The 18,582-nt window shown below is 47.2% G+C and carries 16 protein-coding genes; 9 read left to right on the forward strand and 7 right to left on the reverse strand.

The genetic code is table 11. The features are described 5' to 3' along the window. The first annotated feature begins 69 nt into the window (after positions 1-69). The 6 genes from ACGHZ6_RS20480 to ACGHZ6_RS20505 all read left to right on the forward strand — a co-directional run bounded on the left by ACGHZ6_RS20480 (position 70) and on the right by ACGHZ6_RS20505 (position 7,185). Positions 70-1,320: an acyl-CoA dehydrogenase family protein gene (locus tag ACGHZ6_RS20480; RefSeq protein WP_390615898.1), complete on the forward strand. Its 1,251-nt coding sequence runs from the start codon at positions 70-72 to the stop codon at positions 1,318-1,320. Between the two features lie 19 nt (positions 1,321-1,339). Further along, entirely contained in the window at positions 1,340-2,578 is a 1,239-nt protein-coding gene (locus ACGHZ6_RS20485; protein WP_390615899.1) for a thiolase family protein, read from the forward strand. A 32-nt stretch (positions 2,579-2,610) separates the two neighbouring features. Then, a complete protein-coding gene (locus tag ACGHZ6_RS20490; RefSeq protein ID WP_390615900.1) occupies positions 2,611-4,227 on the forward strand; it encodes an AMP-binding protein in 1,617 nt (538 codons plus the stop codon). A 50-nt stretch (positions 4,228-4,277) separates the two neighbouring features. Then, positions 4,278-5,381 (forward strand): saccharopine dehydrogenase family protein, encoded by a 1,104-nt coding sequence (locus tag ACGHZ6_RS20495; protein ID WP_390615901.1) that lies wholly within the window; start codon positions 4,278-4,280, stop codon positions 5,379-5,381. Between the two features lie 143 nt (positions 5,382-5,524). Further along, positions 5,525-6,754: an acyl-CoA dehydrogenase family protein gene (locus ACGHZ6_RS20500; RefSeq protein ID WP_390615902.1), complete on the forward strand. Its 1,230-nt coding sequence runs from the start codon at positions 5,525-5,527 to the stop codon at positions 6,752-6,754. A 95-nt stretch (positions 6,755-6,849) separates the two neighbouring features. Then, positions 6,850-7,185, forward strand: a complete 336-nt coding sequence (locus ACGHZ6_RS20505) for a hypothetical protein (RefSeq protein WP_390615903.1) — start codon at positions 6,850-6,852, stop codon at positions 7,183-7,185. Between the two features lie 257 nt (positions 7,186-7,442). Here the strand turns inward: ACGHZ6_RS20505 and ACGHZ6_RS20510 are convergent, their stop codons facing one another. From ACGHZ6_RS20510 to ACGHZ6_RS20520, 3 genes are all read right to left on the reverse strand, one after another. Then, positions 7,443-8,255 carry a DUF4437 domain-containing protein gene (locus tag ACGHZ6_RS20510; protein WP_390615904.1) on the reverse strand — a complete coding sequence of 271 codons (813 nt, stop codon included), beginning with the start codon at positions 8,253-8,255 and terminating at the stop codon, positions 7,443-7,445. Positions 8,256-8,284: 29 nt separating this feature from the next. After that, positions 8,285-9,103 (reverse strand): SDR family NAD(P)-dependent oxidoreductase, encoded by an 819-nt coding sequence (locus tag ACGHZ6_RS20515; RefSeq protein WP_390615905.1) that lies wholly within the window; start codon positions 9,101-9,103, stop codon positions 8,285-8,287. Between the two features lie 141 nt (positions 9,104-9,244). Beyond that, complete coding sequence (locus tag ACGHZ6_RS20520; protein ID WP_390615906.1) at positions 9,245-10,147, reverse strand: LysR family transcriptional regulator; 903 nt, start codon at positions 10,145-10,147, stop codon at positions 9,245-9,247. 132 nt (positions 10,148-10,279) lie between these two features. Between ACGHZ6_RS20520 and ACGHZ6_RS20525 the strand changes: the two genes are divergently transcribed. Next, a complete protein-coding gene (locus ACGHZ6_RS20525) occupies positions 10,280-11,266 on the forward strand; it encodes a zinc-dependent alcohol dehydrogenase family protein (RefSeq protein WP_390615907.1) in 987 nt (328 codons plus the stop codon). A 184-nt stretch (positions 11,267-11,450) separates the two neighbouring features. Further along, complete coding sequence (locus tag ACGHZ6_RS20530) at positions 11,451-12,434, forward strand: Kelch repeat-containing protein (protein ID WP_390615908.1); 984 nt, start codon at positions 11,451-11,453, stop codon at positions 12,432-12,434. 133 nt (positions 12,435-12,567) lie between these two features. Here the strand turns inward: ACGHZ6_RS20530 and creD are convergent, their stop codons facing one another. Beyond that, positions 12,568-13,959: a cell envelope integrity protein CreD gene (gene creD / locus ACGHZ6_RS20535; protein WP_390615909.1), complete on the reverse strand. Its 1,392-nt coding sequence runs from the start codon at positions 13,957-13,959 to the stop codon at positions 12,568-12,570. Between the two features lie 173 nt (positions 13,960-14,132). On the opposite strand from creD, the gene ACGHZ6_RS20540 reads away from it, so the two are divergent. After that, the gene (locus ACGHZ6_RS20540) at positions 14,133-15,458 is read left to right on the forward strand and encodes an HD-GYP domain-containing protein (RefSeq protein WP_390615910.1); all 1,326 of its coding nucleotides are present in this window, start codon (positions 14,133-14,135) and stop codon (positions 15,456-15,458) included. A 55-nt stretch (positions 15,459-15,513) separates the two neighbouring features. Here ACGHZ6_RS20540 and ACGHZ6_RS20545 read toward each other — a convergent pair whose 3' ends face one another. The 3 genes from ACGHZ6_RS20545 to ACGHZ6_RS20555 are packed head-to-tail and all read right to left on the reverse strand — an operon-like array spanning position 15,514 to position 18,557. Then, complete coding sequence (locus ACGHZ6_RS20545; protein ID WP_390615911.1) at positions 15,514-15,942, reverse strand: hypothetical protein; 429 nt, start codon at positions 15,940-15,942, stop codon at positions 15,514-15,516. An 18-nt stretch (positions 15,943-15,960) separates the two neighbouring features. Further along, entirely contained in the window at positions 15,961-16,560 is a 600-nt protein-coding gene (locus ACGHZ6_RS20550) for a hypothetical protein (RefSeq protein WP_390615912.1), read from the reverse strand. A 41-nt stretch (positions 16,561-16,601) separates the two neighbouring features. Further along, the gene (locus tag ACGHZ6_RS20555; RefSeq protein ID WP_390615913.1) at positions 16,602-18,557 is read right to left on the reverse strand and encodes an NAD(P)-binding protein; all 1,956 of its coding nucleotides are present in this window, start codon (positions 18,555-18,557) and stop codon (positions 16,602-16,604) included. Positions 18,558-18,582 lie beyond the last annotated feature (25 nt).

Below are 18,582 nucleotides of genomic sequence, written 5' to 3' on the forward strand. Positions count from 1 at the left end.
TGCTCCCTCTTCTACCCGCTTAAAGTAGTAGTTTACAACCAGTACAAGCTTCAAAGTAGAGAAAAAAGCATGCCTGATAACAGCAATCACAGCCCCAACGTTATCCTCCCCCCAACCGGTGGTGAAGTCGGTCTGACAGAATTGGAATTGGCCGTTCAGGATAGTGTACGACGCTTTGCACGTGAAGTACTTCGACCTGTTGGCCAAGAACTCGACAAGATGACACCTGAAGAGGTCATTGGAGAAAATTCTCCCTACTGGTCTATGCTAGGTCAATTTGCCGAACTTGGGTTAGCTCCTAGCGCCCTGTTTGAGATGACTCAAAAAGAACGATCCCGCCTTATACCAATCATTTACGAAGAACTGGGTTACGGTGATTCAGGCTTGGCAATATCTTTAGGTGCAGGTTCACTGGCATCATTGATGGCTCATCGCTACGGCAATCAAACACTTATCGAGTTAACCGAAGGAAAGCTAGGTTGTTGGGCTATTACCGAGCCTGATCACGGTTCCGACATTCTCGATTACAACCGCCAAAATCAATACCCAGGAGGTTACTACGGCCAACCAAATTGCACCGTAACCTTCAATGGCGATGACTTAATCATTAATGGACAAAAATCAGCATGGGTTTCAAACGGAGTCATCGCCGATGTTGCAATTCTTTACGCCGCCTGTGATAACGGAGACGGAATAAATACACGCAAAGGTGCTGTAATTATTGTGCCTATGGATCAACCCGGTGTTAGTCGTGGAAAACCGCTCGATAAAGTAGGTCAACGAGCCCTCAATCAGGGCGAAGTGTATTTCGACAATGTCCGTTTAAGTAAAGCGCATTTATTGGCTGGTCCTAACGATTATGAAAAGGCCACGTATGACATTCTGGCAGAAGCCAATGCCGTCATGGGCTCAGTTTTCACCGGGCAAGCGCGTGCAGCATATGAGTTGGCAGTGCAATACAGTAATGAGCGTAAAGCAGGAGGTACACTGCTTAAAAATCACCAATACACCAAATTGCGGTTATTTGAAATGTTCCGCCAGATAGAAGCATCTCGAGCACTTAACTTGAGAGCATACCGCTACAACTATAACGCCTCTGAGCCTGCCATACAGTTATCCATCGCCAGCAAAGTTACAGCCACGCAAACAGCTTTGGATGTGTGTAGCGAAGCATTGCAAGTCTTTGGAGGCAATGGCCTTACTCGAGAATATCCTCTGGAAAAAATGTGGAGAGATGCCCGAGCCTCCTTAATTGAAGATGGCTGCAATGAAGTGCTCGGCATGAAAGCCGGTAGTTACCTCACTCAGCTGGAAGCTTAAAAAACTTGGCGATAAAACTATGAAACAAGATGCTTATATCGCTGGCGTTGGCATGACTGCTTTCGGTAAACATTTAGACCGCGGCTTAAAGAGCCTGGCAGAAGAAGCTGTTAACCAGGCACTCAAGGACGCCCAGATCGATAAAACTCAATTGGATGCAGCTTATGTAGGAAATGCGGCTGCCGGAACCATTACCGGTCAGGTATGTATACCCGGTCAAGTCGTCTTGCGAGAATTGGGCATTGGCAAAATCCCCGTGATAAATATGGAAAATGCCTGCGCATCATCATCTTCCGCATTTGTCCAAGCAGCATCAATGATAACTGCTGGTTTGCACGACATCGTACTGGTCGTGGGTATGGAAAAGCTTTATCACAATGACAAAGAAAAAATCTTTTCCGTATTTGGAGGCTGCATTGATAAAGAAGATGAAGCCGGTGTTATCACCCGATTAGCAAACAATGCCCAACAGCACGGCGCACAAGTAGACCTCTGTGACGCAGGTGGTAAACGCTCCGTGTTTATGGATATTTACGCCACAATGGCAAGGGACTACATGGCGGAGAGTGGTGCAACCGTCGAGCATTTCGCCCAAGTATCTTCAAAAAACTCTCTTCATGGCAGCCTTAATCCACTTGCGCAATTTAGAGAAAAATTAAGTATTGACGATGTACTCAACGCACCTCTCGTAGCCGATCCTTTGACGCTGCCAATGTGTTCACCTATTGGCGACGGTGCGGCTGCAGCGGTATTAGTCAGCTCCAAAAAAGCCAGACAGATGGGCATGTCACGTCAGGTGAAAGTATCTTCCGCTCTGATTGCCAGCGGCTGGGATTATCAAGAAGGGGATAGCCACTTGGCAGAATATGCCGCACAGCTAGCCTATGAATCTGCATCTGTAGGTCCTGAAGAGATGAGCTGTGTTGAACTGCATGATGCCGCTTCCGCAGCAGAATTAATCTATTACGAATATTTGGGCCTGTGTAACAAAGGCCAGGGAGTAGAACTTCTTCAAAGCGGTGCCACCGCGTTAGGTGGACGAGTTCCTGTTAACACATCTGGCGGTCTTGTCCGTAAAGGTCACCCTATTGGGGCGACGGGTGTCGCTCAGCTCGTAGAACTTGTGCACCAACTGCGCGGCGAAGCCGGTGCACGCCAAGTAGAAGGTGCTCGTATAGGTTTGGCGGAAAACGGTGGCGGTTATATCGGCACCAACGCAGCGGCAATGACGATGACAATTTTGTCTAGCTGCCAATAAATTTGCCAGAACTTCACAATGAGATTTATCGAATGAGTAATAACGATTTACAAATCCTGGCCAACCTTATTATAAACAAGACGGAACAAACACCTGATCTGGATGTGCTTACTTTCGTTAATGTTGAAAATGACGGTAGTTTTTCCGATGAAACGCGCACTTATCGCGAACTTTGGGAAAATGGATGTCGCATCGCTGAAGCCCTGGACTCAGAAGGCATGCAACGCGGCGATAGATTTGGTTTGCTGATGCAGAATCATCCAGAGTTTGTGGATGCCATGGTCGCCTCTTCTATCGAAGGTACAGTCTATGTGCCTATCGATCCACGTACCAAAGGCCAGAAACTGCAATACATGCTGAGCTTTGCCGAATGCCGCGGTGTAATTGTTGCAGACTATGCGTTAACACATTTGCTCGAAGTGAAAGAGGATTTGCCACTACTTGAGTGGGTATGGGTACTCCACAGCGAAGAATCTGATGTAAAGACTCCCAACAACGGTCAACGCTTTACTGCTCTGTCCAGTATCCTTGATAAACCCTATAACCATCGCCAGGTTAAAGTTATCGATGCAAGTGAGCCAATGCAGTATCTCTACACCTCTGGCACTACCGGTGACCCCAAAGCAATCCTGGGTCCATATGCCCGTTTTGCTTCTGTCGCCTCCTTAGGCGCGGCCATTGGCTTACAAAGCAATGATCGGCCTTATACCGGTTTGTCACTGACCCATGCCAACGCCCAGCTAATCACCTTAGGCAATGTACTTGTAATGGGTCTACGGGGCGTCATCAGTCGTAAGTTTACCAAATCTCGTCTGTGGGATATTACCCGTCAATACGGCTGCACGGTATTTAACCTTTTGGGCGGAATGACAACAGCCATCTTTGCTGACCCTGTGAAACCTGACGATGCTGACAACCCCGTTCGCTATGTTTTCAGCGCAGGTATGCCGGAAGCTATCTGGGCTGATTTCGCCAAGCGCTTTAATGTCGAGATCTACGAATTCTATGCAGCTGCGGAAGGGGGGCTGAGCCTTAATCCTCCCGGTGAAGGCCCAATAGGCAGCATAGGAAAGGCTCCGCCGAGTCTTATTTGCTGCGTTCGAGATAGTGAAGATCAACCCTGTAAACCCGGCGAAGCAGGTGAAATCTGTTTTAAAAATACCGATGGTACGGCCCCAATCGTTAACTACCATAAGAATCCCCAAGCCTCGAACGCTAAAACAGCCAACGGCTGGTTACGCATGGGTGACATAGGGCATATGGATGAAGATGGCTGGCTGTTCTTTCACTATCGTAAAGGTGGTGGCATACGTCGTAACGGTGATTTTGTTAATCCCGCGTTCGTCGAAAAGGTCATTGCAGAGAACAGCAGTGTACTTGACGTGTTTGTTTACGGTGTCCCCATTCCTAATGGGGCCCCAGGTGAGAAAGATGTTGTTGCAGCAATAGTTCCAACCAATGCTGAGGAATTTAATCTATCTTCACTGTTTACTGAATGTCGCCAAAACCTTGAACAAAATTTTGTGCCTTCGTATATACAGCTAGTCAACGAGATACCTAAAACAGCATCAGAAAAGCCCCAGGAGCGCTTTCTATTGGAGGCCTTTGATCCTGATGCAACAAACATCTTCGCTGAAAGCCATCATTGATAATCGCATAAATCGTATAACGTCAAAAAATCACTGGAGGAGAATCCATCATGTCCAGCACCCCCCAAGTTTTAATCTATGGAGCCAACGGCTATACAGGAAAGTTCGCCGCTGAATATTTGGCCAAAAACAATATTGACTTTATTGCTGCCGGTCGCAATGAAGACAAACTAAAGGCTGCCATGGAGAAAGTTCCCTACATTGATCGTGTCAATGTTCAATGCCAGGCAGTTGATCATTCAGTAGAAGCGCTTACCGAGCTATTTCAGGGCGTCAAAGTCGTTATTAATATTGTCGGTCCTTTTGCCCAACTTGGCCATGAGGTGGTTCAAGCCTGCCTCGCCAGCGGCTCTCATTACATGGACACCACCGGCGAACAAGATTGGGTGATAACCTGTAAAGAAGAATATGGTCCTGCATTTGTAGACGCCAACCTGGTACTTGCCCCAGCTACATCCTGGATGTGGAATGCAGGCTTGATTGTAGCTGAATATGCGCTGGAAACACCCGGAATTGACTCTATTGATTTGGTTTATGCACCGAATGGCAACCCCTCACTGGCATCAACCAAATCTTTTCTACGTATGTGCTGCCATGAACAGCTTAAACTCGAGCACAACGAGTTAGTCCCCTGGCCTGAAGCTACTGGTTTTGAAACCATTGTTCCTGGTTTCCATCAACCATTACTTGCCTTGCCATGGTCCGGTGGCTGTGAACCCATTTGGTACAAAGATGATGAACGTGTACAGAACTGCTCCGTACTGACCGCTTTCACCAATCGCCCCATGATGGAAATGGTTGTTGGCAAAATGAAAGAGTTTGCCGAACTAGCCCCAACTTTAAGCCCTGAAGAGAAAGAAGAATTGACCAACAAATGGGGTGAAGAAATATGCAAGGAAGAACCTGGACGTGAAATTAAAGAGGTTAACCGTACGGTCATTTCTGTATGGGCTCGCGGAAACATTGTTGGAAAGAACTTAACCTTTTATGCCAATTCAGCCTACTTGCAAACTGGCGTTATTACCGCTGAGCTTACCGACTGGATTCTGAAAGATAAAAATAAAACAGTAGGCTTTACTGCCGCAACTCATTGTATTGGACACCGTGAGTTAATAGCTGCCTTTGCAGAAGAAGACTTGCATGGCTGGGTATAAAGTGAAACAAGTTCTCTGCCTCGGTTTTGTTTAGACCCTACCTACAAGGTTGAAACAAAACTTTCGCTGGTCCTCAGGGCCAGCTTTTTTTACTCAATATCACTTTTAGCCGGTCCAAATCAATAGATTCTTGAGGTTACCCGATGAGCATACATAAACTCCCCAAACGACGTGCAGATGATCTCTATACAGATATATGGCTTCCTGAAGAAACTAAGGCGATCCGTCATGAAGCCCGAGAATTTGCAATTAACGAGTTAGCTCCCATAGCACACGCGTTAAATACAACACCAGAAGACAAAAACAACTTCCCCTGGGAATTCTTAAAGAAGCTGGGGGACGCTAATTTTCTCCGAACCCCCTATCCGGAAAAATTTGGTGGCCGCGGTTTGGAATACCCTGTACTCGCCTCTCAGGTTGTAGAAGAGGAGTTAGCCTACTTCTCTAACGGTGCAGCGGCCACACTTTATGACGCACCTTTAGCCCTTATGGGAGCCTCTATTTTGCGTTATGGTCCCGATCATATCGCTGAGACGGTTCTTCCTCCTCTTATGGCGGGAGAGGTAACAGGCAGCTTTGCAACCAGCGAACCTGCAGCCAGTACTGACCTTTCAGCCCACATGCTGTCTACTGTAGCTGAAACTGTTAACGGCGGCTTTATAATTAATGGAGCCAAACGTTGGATTACCAATGCCTGTGTTGCCAAATTCCTGGTCTTCCTCTGCAAGACGGATGAAGGCTTAACCATGTTATTCACGGAAACTAATGCAGAAGGCATCACTATTGGTGAGCCCGATAAAAAATTGGGCAATCATGCTCAATTAACCTCAGACATTTACTTTAATAATGTTTTTGTCCCCGAATCCAATGTTATTGGACAAAAGGGCAAAGGGTTACGCGTTGCCCTTTCAGCCCTTACTGAAGGACGGGTCGCGGTTGCTTCCATGGGCGTCGGCATGGCACAAGCCGCATTTGATTACGCCACGGATTATATGGAAAAGCGAACCGTTTTCGGAAAAACCTTATCAAATATGCAGCATTGGCAGAACGTTTTTGCCGATTATGCGATTAAAATTGAGAATGCCCGAAATCTGGTTTACAAAGCCGCCTACACAATAGACACCACAGGTAAAACCGATTCACCTCTTGGTGCCATGGCCAAAACCTATGCGACTCGTTTATCTCGAGAAATTGCAAGTGATGCAATTCAAGTCTGTGGAGCGATGGGATTCGTACGGGAGTTGGGCGCAACGGGTGAGCTACGACCTTTAGAGACCATATACCGGGATTGCAAAATTGGCGAAATTTATGAAGGTGCTAATGAAGTCATGTTGTCCATCATAGCACGATCAATTTTCAACCAAACACTATAAATCATTAGCGCCAATACTAATCAGCCGGGTAGTGAATTATACACAGCTACCTGGTATTTACGATTAATGAGGTGTTTAATAAAATAGGACGATGAATGAAAAACTTTTACCAACTACCTTTAAACCAAAAAACAATTTATCTTGAGCAACTGGCGCTTTCAGCTTTAGGTTACTGGAAATTAAGTAAAAATCTCGAAATCAATCTTATAGAATTTAACAAAATAACAATTTATCAGATAAGAGACATCGCATCAGGGAAATACTACTCTTTACACTTGCACTTACCAGATTATCCAACGCCTGAAAAAATAGATACTGAAAGTCTACCTTCAACTCAAAGCCCTATACTCACACTAAGTGGAGCAGAAAGTCAGAAAGTAGAAGTAAACACAATACCCGAGATGATCACCTGTAAACTTTATAATCAATAGCAACTAAACATTGACCAAAAATCGAAATATTTAGTAAGCACAATTTCTATCTAGTTCTACAGGTGTCATGTAGACAAGAAAGCACATAGATGCTTCTGCGCAATAAAAAGCTCAATATATTCAAAAATAATCTGATTCACTTCATATTTTCTACTAAACATAAATAAGAAATAACCTCACTCTCCAACGAATCATTTAAACTAGGAGATGTTTACTCTAAACCAAGTCATTCTCTATTTTCACCTTTAAAGCCTCAACTAATAAATCCGATATACACCATCAGTACGAAAATATATCAAGACCTCTTTAACGCTAGTGACTTTGTGCTCGAATTGGCCGGTCGACCCGAAATAACTTCCAGCCGATAGATTATGCAGCTGACCTGAATCTGTGCGCACCACTCCACCCTTAATAACTACCGCACGAAACTCAGTGGCTTCAACGTCTATTTTCCCATTGAAGCCAGCAGGAAACTTGACCAAAGCCCCACCAACTTCACCATAATTCGTCCCACCCCAGAGCATGGCTATTTCAACCTTGTCGTTATCAATGAACGTTAGCTCGTTTCCAGACAACCACACAAGGTTAGAGGCATGTACATTGATTGCCGTTTCTCTACTATCGAATTGCGCGTTAGACGGCTTAACCAAATAAGGCCCTCTATCAATTTCCAGAAATATTAAGTTTTTATCCCCAGCAGCTGCAGTTATGTGATTGTCGCCAGCGGGTTGGGTCCAAAATGAGCTTGGCGGCATCCATACCTTTGCCGCCTTAGGGTCATCATTATGTAATAGTCCCTCAATGACCAAACCGCGATAGGTAACATTGTGGATATGCGCAGGCGAAGAAAATCCAGGCTTGAATCTAACCAGCATACCTGTTGCCACATCCTTAGTGCGGTCCCCCCACAACTCTGCAGCGCCTGGGCTTTTATCGCCACGTAACGGATTTAAATAACCCCATTGAACATCCTCTACTTGCCTGATCGTTAAGGAGGAGGATTTATCCGCAGCAAAAACGTGCGGGAAACATATGAGGACAGCAATTAGTAGCTGTGCGGTGAATTTCATATTCAAGCCTTCAATGACAGCAGAATACTTTATTGGGTATTCTTTATGTTGAAGTTGATCAGTATCTGCTCAAGACTATTAACCATATTGCTAACATTAGCTGAATCCATAGCATCGAGATGTGGCGATGTAAATTGGCCGATATCATTATCAAAATATTGACCTGAAGCTTGAGCGAATTCATCTGCAAGAGCCGCCCTGACTAATATATCGGCCCCTTTTTGTAAATCTCCGCCTTGCTTTCCATAAGCATCTTTAACCATTTTACTGCCGAGAAATGAAGCGGGATTTACGGCTATAACCACAGGGCCTTCAACCAAGCTAGAGGCTAATCCCATAGACCACATAGTGATTGCGAGCTTGCTTTTGGCATACACAGCACTATCGCTTAACGAGCTTGGCCGAGTTAATTCATCGGGATTAACAGGAGCCTGTGCGGCTGAAGATAAATTGATCACACGCGCTGACTTGCCCAACAACGGCAATAGGCGTTTCGTTAGAAGGTATGGCGCGATGGTATTCACAACAAATCGCACATCCAAACCATCGACCGAAACGGTTTCGGGCACAACAAATACACCCGCATTATTGATTAAAATGTCTAGCGAATCGTGTCCAGCACTGACTTCTGAGGCTAACGCCTCGACTTCGCTTAACACGGATAAGTCTGCCGAATAGGTTTCTACCTGGGTCTCGCTGGTAAGTTCAAGCAATTGCGCTTTTGCCGAATCTAACTTGCTCTGACTACGCCCATGCAACAGCACAGTATGCCCAAACTTAGCCAGTGTTTTGGCAGTGGCTAAACCTATACCATCGGTCGAACCGGTAATTAAAATCGTTTTATTCATGCGAATAAATCCTCTTAGTCAGTTCACCACGTCTTGCTTGGGTTTGTTAATTCAGGAGCAGTTTATACCCGGCCCTACCTGTTGATAATCTTGAAATTTTTAAATGACTTTATTCTCTTTGTTGATAATAAAACGCAGGCGCTATCCGAATGCACCATCCCAATAAGGCGAGTCACCAAAGCACTCGGCCAAGTAATCGATAAATGCTCTAACCTTAGGCGCGAGTAATCGAGAACTTGGGTAGACCGCCCAGATAGCCGTATCTGACACTAAGGGGAAATCCTTTAGAACTTGTACCAACTCCCCCCGTTCAATCTCTTGATAGCAGCACCATGTTGAGCAGAGTGTAATGCCTAACCCATTGACTGCCGCGTCTCGAGCGGACTCCCCATTATCGGTGCGCAAGCGGTTTTGAGTTTTAATACTTATGGAGCCTTCCGGTGCCTCAAAAGCCCATGTTTCCAACCCAATTAAGTTGACGCATTGATGCTGCGCTAAGGCTTGTGGCGTTTTGGGTTCACCAAATGTATTCAAGTAATTGGGCGAGGCACATAGAATACGACTGACAGGAGCCAGCTTACGGGCAACAAGGCTTGAATCAGACAAGGCAGCATCTCGTATAGCGATATCAAATCCACCTTCAACCATATCAATAACACTATCACTCAAATGCAGGTCGACGCGTAAACCGGGATATTGTTGTAGGAACTGCCCTAGGGCGGGAACTAAGTGCAAGCGTCCAAAGGATGCTGGCGCCGCAACCCGTAACTTACCCTGTGGATTAATGGTACCTGAGCCTACGGATGCCCTAGCGCTTTCCACACTATCTAACAACTCCACAGCATGGGGGAGAAAAGCTTCGCCTTCTTCCGTCAAAGACACCTGGCGGGTAGTGCGATGAATCAGGCGTACCCCCAATACTTCTTCCAGCTTATTCATATGGACGCTGGACACCGCAGCCGACAACCCCAGCTCTTTACCCGCCTGGCTGATGTTATGCAGGGCCGCAACGCGGACAAACAAGCGAACATGCTCAAGATTCATAACAGTATTATCAACAAATAATTAAAACTGATTAGCAATATAGATGCATTATCAAAGGATATCCAGGTACGTATACTGATTCCATTCAATATCCACATACCTAGCGCCTATAACCTACGACGAGAAAGCCCTATGAAAGCCATGATGATTAACGCCTACGGCGACAGCGATGTTTTTGAGGCCCACGAGATAGCACAGCCCACACTTAAACCTGGGTATGTTCTCGTCAAAGTGGCGGCGACCAGTGTAAATACCGTCGATACGATGATTCGCTCAATGGGTAACGAATTGCCATTGTCACCCGAGCTGCCTGCCGTTTTGGGTATGGATTTCGCCGGTACGGTGGAATCTGTCGGCGAAGGTGTGACGACATTTAAAGCCGGTGACGAAGTTTATGGCTGCGCAGGAGGCCTGGCCGATCTGCAGGGTTCCCTCGCCGAGTATATGCTGGCCGATGCCAGATTGATTGCCCACAAACCCAAATCACTGAGCATGCGTGAAGCAGCTGCATTACCTCTGGTAGGCATCACCGCCTATGAAGGTTTGACACGTGCAGGCGTCAGTAAGGATCAGAAGGTACTGGTTCACGGCGGCGCCGGGGGTGTGGGCCATGTGGCTGTCCAACTAGCCAAACATATGGGGGCAGATGTGTACACCACCATTGGTCGCGAAGAACACGTCGCATTGGTTGAGCAACTTGGCGCAACATCCATTAACTACCGACAAGAAACCGTGGCAGATTACGTTAGCCAATATACCGAGGGCGCGGGATTTGATGTGGTGTTTGATTCGGTAGGCGGTGCCAACATGCTTAGTTCTTTTGAAGCTGCTGCGCTAAATGGCCAAGTAGCGACAACCGTTTCCATGCTGGAGATCGACTTAACCCAGGCACACTTTAAAGGATTATCAATACATGTCGTATTCATGTTGATTCCCATGCTGCATGATTTTAAGCGTGAGGAGCATGGCAGAATCTTAACTGAACTGACTAACATTGCAGATGCCGGGCATCTCACCGCAATTCTCGACAAACCTGAATTCGGATTGGATGAGATAGGTCAAGCACATGATCGATTAGCTAGCGGCCAAGCGACCGGAAAAGTTGTGGTATCAGTGTAAGACCACAGGGGGGGGCCTTTTCACTAAGCGCCCTCCATAAGTTAACGTAAAGCTAACCTTGATGTGCCGCGTGCTGATACGTACCTTCCTTTGAATCTCATGCAGAACTTGGCTTACACTTATAGCCGTCCTATATAGAGATTATTCCGTGCGACGCCGAGACTTCCTACGCCAACTTGCCTGCATGGCAGCCCTCATAAATTACCCGCATACGGTAAAGGCATTGGAAACCAATAGCACAGAAAAATGGCAATCTGCCCAAGCCTTACCGCTGCGCCTGCAGGAAATTTATCCGGCGGCACATAACGGCCGACTCTATATTGCTGGCGGAATCGCTGCTCGATGGGGGATACCGTATTTTACCAATCGCTGTATCAGCTATGATCCGGTAGAGGATAGCTGGCGCGAAGAAGCTGAACTTCCAGAAAATCTACATCATGCAGCACTGGTAAGCACTGGAGAGCGCTTATTTTTGATTGGCGGTTTTAACGGTGCTTATACACATATCTGGAAAATGCGCTCCTCCGTCTATGAGCTAACGGAGTCGGGCTGGCAACCTTGCGGCCACCTTCCGCAACCTCAAGCCGAAGGCGTTGTCAGCAAAGCGCCTGACGGTTCTGTACACATAGTCACGGGCCAATCACCACTGGGACAAGCGAACAGTTCGCGTACTGATCACCGGGAAGTTAAGCATCACTACCGCTGGGATGTAGACAATCAAAAGCAAACCGCCCAATGGCAACAATTAGCACCGATTCCCACTGCCCGTAACAGCGCCACTGGAGGCTGGGTGGATAACCAATTGATTATTACAGGCGGGCGTACCGCTCAGGGAAATCTGTCAGCCACTGAGATCTACGACCCTGATGACGATCGCTGGCGCAAAGCCAGCCCACTTCCCCTGCCTCAGGCAGGCTTGGCCAGCGTAACCGTTAATGACGGAATAATTGTTTTTGGCGGTGAAATGTTCACCCCTAAAGAGCAAGTTTTTGGTAATGTCTGGCGTTACTCACTGAGTCAAGATCGCTGGACTTCATTACCTAGTTTACCCACTCCCCGCCATGGTTTAGGCGCAGTACGCTTTAATAATCGTATTCATGTCGTCGGTGGCGCAACTAATCCCAGCGGTAGTGGTACCAGTGATGTAAACGAAGTGTTGATACTGTGATTTTCCGAATAGGAAAAACATCCACAGTAAACCTGAATCACTCTATGAAGAAGGTGTGGATAAGTTGTCCCAAGCCACAAGAATCAAGGCCTGGGACAGCGAGATCAATAATTACCCAAACGGTTTACCCGTATCAGATTAACTCCGTCAGCTCTTTTGCATTCTTTTCATCTGCACTCTGTTCTGGGGTAGCGATACTGTACCAATCAATATTTCGCGTAACATACATCAACACTGTCAATACCAGGAACACCAGGATAGATCCCATCAGCAAGGCATAATCCTCTGCCTGCACAATGACATAGAGCACCCCATACAGCGCAACTATCATTGCACTGAACAGTACGGCTGAGCGCAGACTACGCAACATATAACGCACATAAAACAGCAGTAGCGACGAGCAACACAATACACCTATCGTATAAGCCCAAATAAAAGCGATATGTTCTGCCAATGAAATCAGCAACAAATAGAATACAGAAATCGCCAAGCCTACAAACGCATACTGAATGGGGTGAATGGGTTGGCGGGTAATATGCTCGAAAATAAAGAAGGTGATAAAACTTAACCCAATAAATAGCATGGCGTATTTAATGGATCGTTCTGATTGCAGGTAAATATCCACCGGCTGAATAAAACTCACACCCGAGGCCGCGTTACGCAGCGATTCGCAGTGTCCATCGCCAGCACAACGACTCATCAGGTCAGCCCCGTAACCGGAAAAACGCGATGACTTCCAACTAGCCGTAAAACCTGCCGCTGTTATTTCACGGGTTTTAGGCAGTGAGGCACCGATAAACTCAGGGTGTGGCCAGTTTGATTGCATACTACTCGTTGCCTCGTCCGCCAAAGGCATAAAGGAAAAGCTCCCCATACCACGCAATGAAAAGTCCAGCGAGAATTCCAGAGTTTTAGCCAAACGATCCATTCCCCCCAGAGCACTATGTAAACCGGATGCCAGCCCATCAATCTGACTACCAGGGCTTAAAGCAACAGCACTGCCGTTGAGCGTAAGTTCCGGTGTCTGGTCTATGCCTCGCATATCGGCAATATGCAGGGACAAATAGGGTTCATTGATGTCGACGAATCGAGGCTGGCGTTTTATTTTGGCCAGTGCTTGCTGCAGCTTCGGCTCAGAAAAAGCACCAGAGATGGACAGGCTACTGCCGTAAACAGGCACTTCATAAATACCTTTAAAGACACTGCTGTTCGTCACCGTAAATTGTTGCTGCAGATTATCCGGAACAACAATTTCAAATCTTTGAGAAGTTTTGGCGCTGGCCTGCTGTAACTCTTTGCTGCTGTAAAAGCCCGATTTCTCGGCTGCCCCCACGCGATAGGGAATCACCAACACCGGTGAAACAATTAACTGACTCCCTGTCCAACTTTGCGCCACGGAGGATTTCGCTTGCTCTAGATACCCCTGCCGCTCATAAATCTTGTACTGCACCATACTGGTTGGAATTAATACCAGCATTCCTATAGCAAAAATAATCACAATTTTTAGCGCCAACTGCTTTTGCATGATGATCTCCCTTGAAGAAATCATCCCAGGCTACCGGGGCAAACGGGCCATCTTCTGGCAAGAATGTGATCAATTATGGCAAGGCGCGACTTGCCTGAAGAATCTCTGAGGCCTGTTTTTATCTGGGCTATGCTTATTGAAGCTTTACCTGTTTAAGGACCAATCTACGACCAATGAAATACAACGCCCGCGCGCCCGACAGCTACACTCGCCACCTGGGCCGTGCCAGCGAGCAGCAGCCGTGTATTGCCCAACAGGATATATACAACGAATTTGGCCTGCTCCTGGTCAAAAAGGGCTCGCGCATCAGCACCAAACTGGCGACAAAGATAGGCGAGCACACGCTGGATCAGCCCATTGATGAGGCAATAGCGCTAGAAGACGCGCTGACTCCGCAGGATTTGTTAACGGCATTCCAAACACTATCAACCAAACACGCTGATTTGCGTGCCATTACGGAGCAGCGAGAAGCCCAAGGGCTGCTAGACACCCTCTGTCTGGGCCAGCCAATACCACGGGTACTACTGCAGAAACTCAGTGTTATGCAATCACAACTGCCGGCGCAGTTTGAAATGTCACTGCTCGGCGCCTGGTTAAGCGCACTCTTGACCCTGGCGGCTCAGTGGCCGAGCACAGCGATTTATCAGGTATTTAGCGCCGCACTGTTTAGGGATCTGGGTTTGCTTCACCTGGATGAAACACTGGTAACGAAAGACACGCCTTTGAATGCCGAGGAACAGCGAATCCTGGGCGTACACCCACGTGTGTCGCGAAGCATCCTGCTTGAGGCTGGCGGATTCTCCGAAGAGGTATTACACGCTGTAGCTGAACATCACGAACACCCGGCGGGCATAGGTTTCCCGGCCGGTAAAACCAGCAACAATACCAGTCAAATGGGACAACTGCTGGCACTGGCCGACCGCCTCTGCCTCATAAGTGCTGAGCAAGGCAGTCTGTCGGCAGCCATCCCCTATCTACGCACCAGTATTAGTATTTATCAGCTACCGATTCTGCAGGTTGCCTACCGATTGCTCCTGGCCACACAATTTGAAGACAGCCCAACCCAGTGCCAGGCAGGTAATTCGCAGCAACTATCCGATGAAGCCATAGAACGGCTGGTATCTATTGGTGCCATCTTTGCCTTCCTGGTCATACTGCAACATCGTCTGCAGGAATTAAGCCTCGATGCCCGCGGTGAATCCTTTGCCCAGCGCATCGATCAGGCGCTAACGCTTTTACATACCAGCGGACTGGCAAGCATCGACCTGATCAGTTTGCTGGATGAATTAAAGGATGAAGTATCGGCCGAGCTGCAAGACACCGAACTGCTGGAAAAGGAATTTCTGCACATTGCCAACCATATCTACCGGGTGGGCGCGCGCTGGTGCCTGAAAGACACCCAGCAGTCGAAGGAAGACAAACAAGTGATCAGCGAAACACTCGCTTCGATTCACGACGTATTAAAACAATGCAGTAGTCACAATATGTTGGCCGATTAGTTATCAACCAACATATTGTGAGGCTATACATAACCGATAAATTTATATTATCCGGTCAGAGTATATTGCCAGGAAGCTGATGAAGGTTTCCCGAAAAGTTGAACAACGAGGCGTATCCCTGTCTATACTGCCATGCCAGTATTAACAGTATGGCCATATGCAGCGATCCCCAAAGAGGTGCACCCTCTTCTATAAACCAGTGAGTTAGGAAAATCATAACCACTGCAGGCGCAAGTATCACCAACCCTAGGTGGGCAGTATTGTGATTTAGAATCAAGGCCCCTGACACCGTATAGGTTATCGCCAATGCTCCCAGTGCAAACCCGGTTTTCTCCAAGGCTGCGATAAAATCGTTTATACCCTGCCCAAAATCAATACTGTTAGCGCTCGGAAGTATTTCCAGCAACGATAAAATGACAGCGATACCCACTAGAAAATAGTAAGCACCAAATATCCAACGAAGAATGCTCAATGTCTCATTCACTTTCTTTACCTCTCGCACTTAATAAAAATTATGATCCTGATGCTGCTGGACAAAGTTGTTAAGCAGCATTGCAGCCTGATCTATGTTCCCCACCAAGACCAAACCAACGGCTTCCGCCTGCGCTTCCTCCTGCGCAACGACGTAACCAAAGAATTTCTTATCTCGCGCCGGGGATATCGCTTCAAGCCGCTGCAGTTGCTCGACATATTTTACCGTGACCCGGTGAACCGTTTTCAACGAAGTCTCTGGCATCAGAGCAGTACCTAACTTCGCCAAGGAAGTACGTGTTCGCGTCCACCAGCGAGGTTTCATATCCAGGTTGTAGGCCTTGGCGGCAGGGGCAAAGTGGCGCTGGTTGAGCTTTTCCAATGCCAAATAGGCTTTAGCAAAAGGCAATGCTTGATCACCTTCTCCCTTCTCCACCGCTGCCTCCATCAAATTTAAGGCAAAAGCGCGATTCTGGAGTTCGTAATCGAACAAATCGAGGAATTCCTGACTAACGTCTGCATTAGCTACTGCTACATTCATATCATCTGAACCGTTAAGGGTGTTGGCTTGACAGGCAGCCAAGCCAATAGCTGCCATAAAGAGAAAATAAAGTTTTACAAGTTTATTCATGGTGGTATCTCCAAAATGGATTGACCTCTGCTTTTAGCGAGTTATTTCAGAAGTTGTTCTTTGACCGAACGCCAGGCGGCATCGATAGCACCGTTTACGTAGGCGTAGGCCTCTGAGTCCGAGTTAGCTATGGTGACATTGCCGAAGGGTTTACGACCCAGCTCATGGGGTGCCTCACCGGGCGGCCATTCAGGATCGAATAAATCCATATAATGGTAGGCGTACCCATGTGACCAGCGGTTAACGGTAATCGCCTCAAGATCTCGTTCAGCATCAAAGCCGTATGGCCCAAACATGGTATTGAGTTGCTGTTTGACCTTGGCTTCGTATTCCGAAAAGGGTGTGCTATACAGTTCATAGCGCCCAAGACGAAAGAGATCTCTGGCAGTTTGTTGTGGATTAGTGGGATCGCGTTGTGGCGGTGGGGTTTTGCTCATAAACAATACCGCAGGTTCACCATCAACCACATTCGCGCTATAGTCTCCAAGGTTGATCAACGGCGCTGTGGCAATCCAGTCGTAGTGACTGTTGGGGCAGATAAACATTTTTGCTCCAGCCCTGTTGAGTACACCACCATCTCTCAACACGACATTGATATATACCAGTGGGCATTTCACACCGTACTTTAGGTGTTCTTTTTGTTCCTCTGGCAAATCTGGACATAGATGGGGAATAATGCCGTTGTAACAGGCCAGAATGCAGTGTTTGGCCTTTACTCGAATATTTCTTTGTGGTGTTTCGTATCCTTGACTGCTGGTCTTATCAACATAAGATATGGCTACTTGACCATCAGACAGGTTCTCCACATTGACGGCAGTACTATTAAGCCTGAGTTTGACCAGGTTGTCGGGGTGATCTAATTTGCAGTAGTCAAATTTTGCGGTGGCAATATCAAACATGCTATTTCCGGTTGCAACGCCGGGAATCAATTTTCTAACCAATAGTCTGGCTATACTGGCATTGCCATCGGGGAAGTACTTGGCCTCATAAAAGTCTGTAGGATCGATTGCCAAGTCTGTACCTAAATGCCCCAGTGGCCCTAAAGACCTCAACCCCGGAGCCCCACTCATGATGGCCTCCAGCACTGATAAGCAGTCGCCCCCCACAGAATCGTTAGCGCGCAAAAACGTATCAAATAATGACAGAGCTTTATTAGTTAAGCCGACTCTATCTTTCAGAAAGTCGTTATATGCAGTCGTTTTGATGTACTCAAATTTATCAAATATCGACAAGTCCTCGAGATAATCTTTTTCCCCACCGTAAAAGCTCACCAAACGATTCTTTTCATCTGCGGGTAGATCAAGCTGATTGACCAGAGTCTTGTAATCCCCAAAACCATGCCATGCCGCAAACCAATCACCGGTTACGGTTTTAGCGCTACGATCTGTTTCCAGAAACATACCGAAAGGCGTATTCATTTTGGCCAGGGCAAACTCCGGATCCATGGCCTGCGTAAGCTTCTCGAAATCAATCCCCAGCTCTTCGAGCAATTCACGGGAAACGGGGCTGTAGCTATCGGGATGCTCGATATTTTGGCTACCACCAAAACCCATAAGCATTTTGCCCTGAGAGTTAAATTCATTGCGCTTGGCGTGACCACCAAAATCATCGTGATTATCCAGCAACAGTATTTTTTGATTACCACCGTTTTGTTTTTGATAAAAATAGGCCGCCGCCAGGCCACTAATACCCGCCCCTACAACCACCAAGTCATATTCTTCGCCGCTGTCGTCAAACTGCCGGGGGCGCTTACCCCGCCACGCCAATTCGTGAGCGACTTCAAACGACCCCTTGTGACTGCCACGCATTCCATCCTTCAAAGGCGGATAGTAACCTTCCGACAGGTTTTGCTGGCTCCCCTTTACACTTTCATTGTGTGCATTGCCGCTGACCTTAGACATTGTGTCTGCCAGCAATGTCTTCGGGGCCATCGCGGCTCCGGCTAACGAATACGCCATGCCATTAAGCAAATCGCGCCGGGTTATCTTCTTACTCATGCTGAGGTACCTATTGAAAAACCAG

Source organism: Maricurvus nonylphenolicus, assembly GCF_042854845.1.
In the GTDB taxonomy this organism is placed as follows: domain Bacteria; phylum Pseudomonadota; class Gammaproteobacteria; order Pseudomonadales; family Cellvibrionaceae; genus Maricurvus; species Maricurvus nonylphenolicus.

Bases quoted from the DNA above. Each gene is read 5' to 3' on its own strand.
- ACGHZ6_RS20480 (WP_390615898.1), top strand. From the start codon at position 70: ATGCCTGATAACAGCAATCACAGCCCCAACGTTATCCTCCCCCCAACC.
- ACGHZ6_RS20485 (WP_390615899.1), top strand. From the start codon at position 1,340: ATGAAACAAGATGCTTATATCGCTGGCGTTGGCATGACTGCTTTCGGT.
- ACGHZ6_RS20490 (WP_390615900.1), top strand. From the start codon at position 2,611: ATGAGTAATAACGATTTACAAATCCTGGCCAACCTTATTATAAACAAG.
- ACGHZ6_RS20495 (WP_390615901.1), top strand. From the start codon at position 4,278: ATGTCCAGCACCCCCCAAGTTTTAATCTATGGAGCCAACGGCTATACA.
- ACGHZ6_RS20500 (WP_390615902.1), top strand. From the start codon at position 5,525: ATGAGCATACATAAACTCCCCAAACGACGTGCAGATGATCTCTATACA.
- ACGHZ6_RS20505 (WP_390615903.1), top strand. From the start codon at position 6,850: ATGAAAAACTTTTACCAACTACCTTTAAACCAAAAAACAATTTATCTT.
- ACGHZ6_RS20510 (WP_390615904.1), bottom strand. From the start codon at position 8,255: ATGAAATTCACCGCACAGCTACTAATTGCTGTCCTCATATGTTTCCCG.
- ACGHZ6_RS20515 (WP_390615905.1), bottom strand. From the start codon at position 9,103: ATGAATAAAACGATTTTAATTACCGGTTCGACCGATGGTATAGGTTTA.
- ACGHZ6_RS20520 (WP_390615906.1), bottom strand. From the start codon at position 10,147: ATGAATCTTGAGCATGTTCGCTTGTTTGTCCGCGTTGCGGCCCTGCAT.
- ACGHZ6_RS20525 (WP_390615907.1), top strand. From the start codon at position 10,280: ATGAAAGCCATGATGATTAACGCCTACGGCGACAGCGATGTTTTTGAG.
- ACGHZ6_RS20530 (WP_390615908.1), top strand. From the start codon at position 11,451: ATGGCAGCCCTCATAAATTACCCGCATACGGTAAAGGCATTGGAAACC.
- creD (WP_390615909.1), bottom strand. From the start codon at position 13,959: ATGCAAAAGCAGTTGGCGCTAAAAATTGTGATTATTTTTGCTATAGGA.
- ACGHZ6_RS20540 (WP_390615910.1), top strand. From the start codon at position 14,133: ATGAAATACAACGCCCGCGCGCCCGACAGCTACACTCGCCACCTGGGC.
- ACGHZ6_RS20550 (WP_390615912.1), bottom strand. From the start codon at position 16,560: ATGAATAAACTTGTAAAACTTTATTTTCTCTTTATGGCAGCTATTGGC.
- ACGHZ6_RS20555 (WP_390615913.1), bottom strand. From the start codon at position 18,557: ATGAGTAAGAAGATAACCCGGCGCGATTTGCTTAATGGCATGGCGTAT.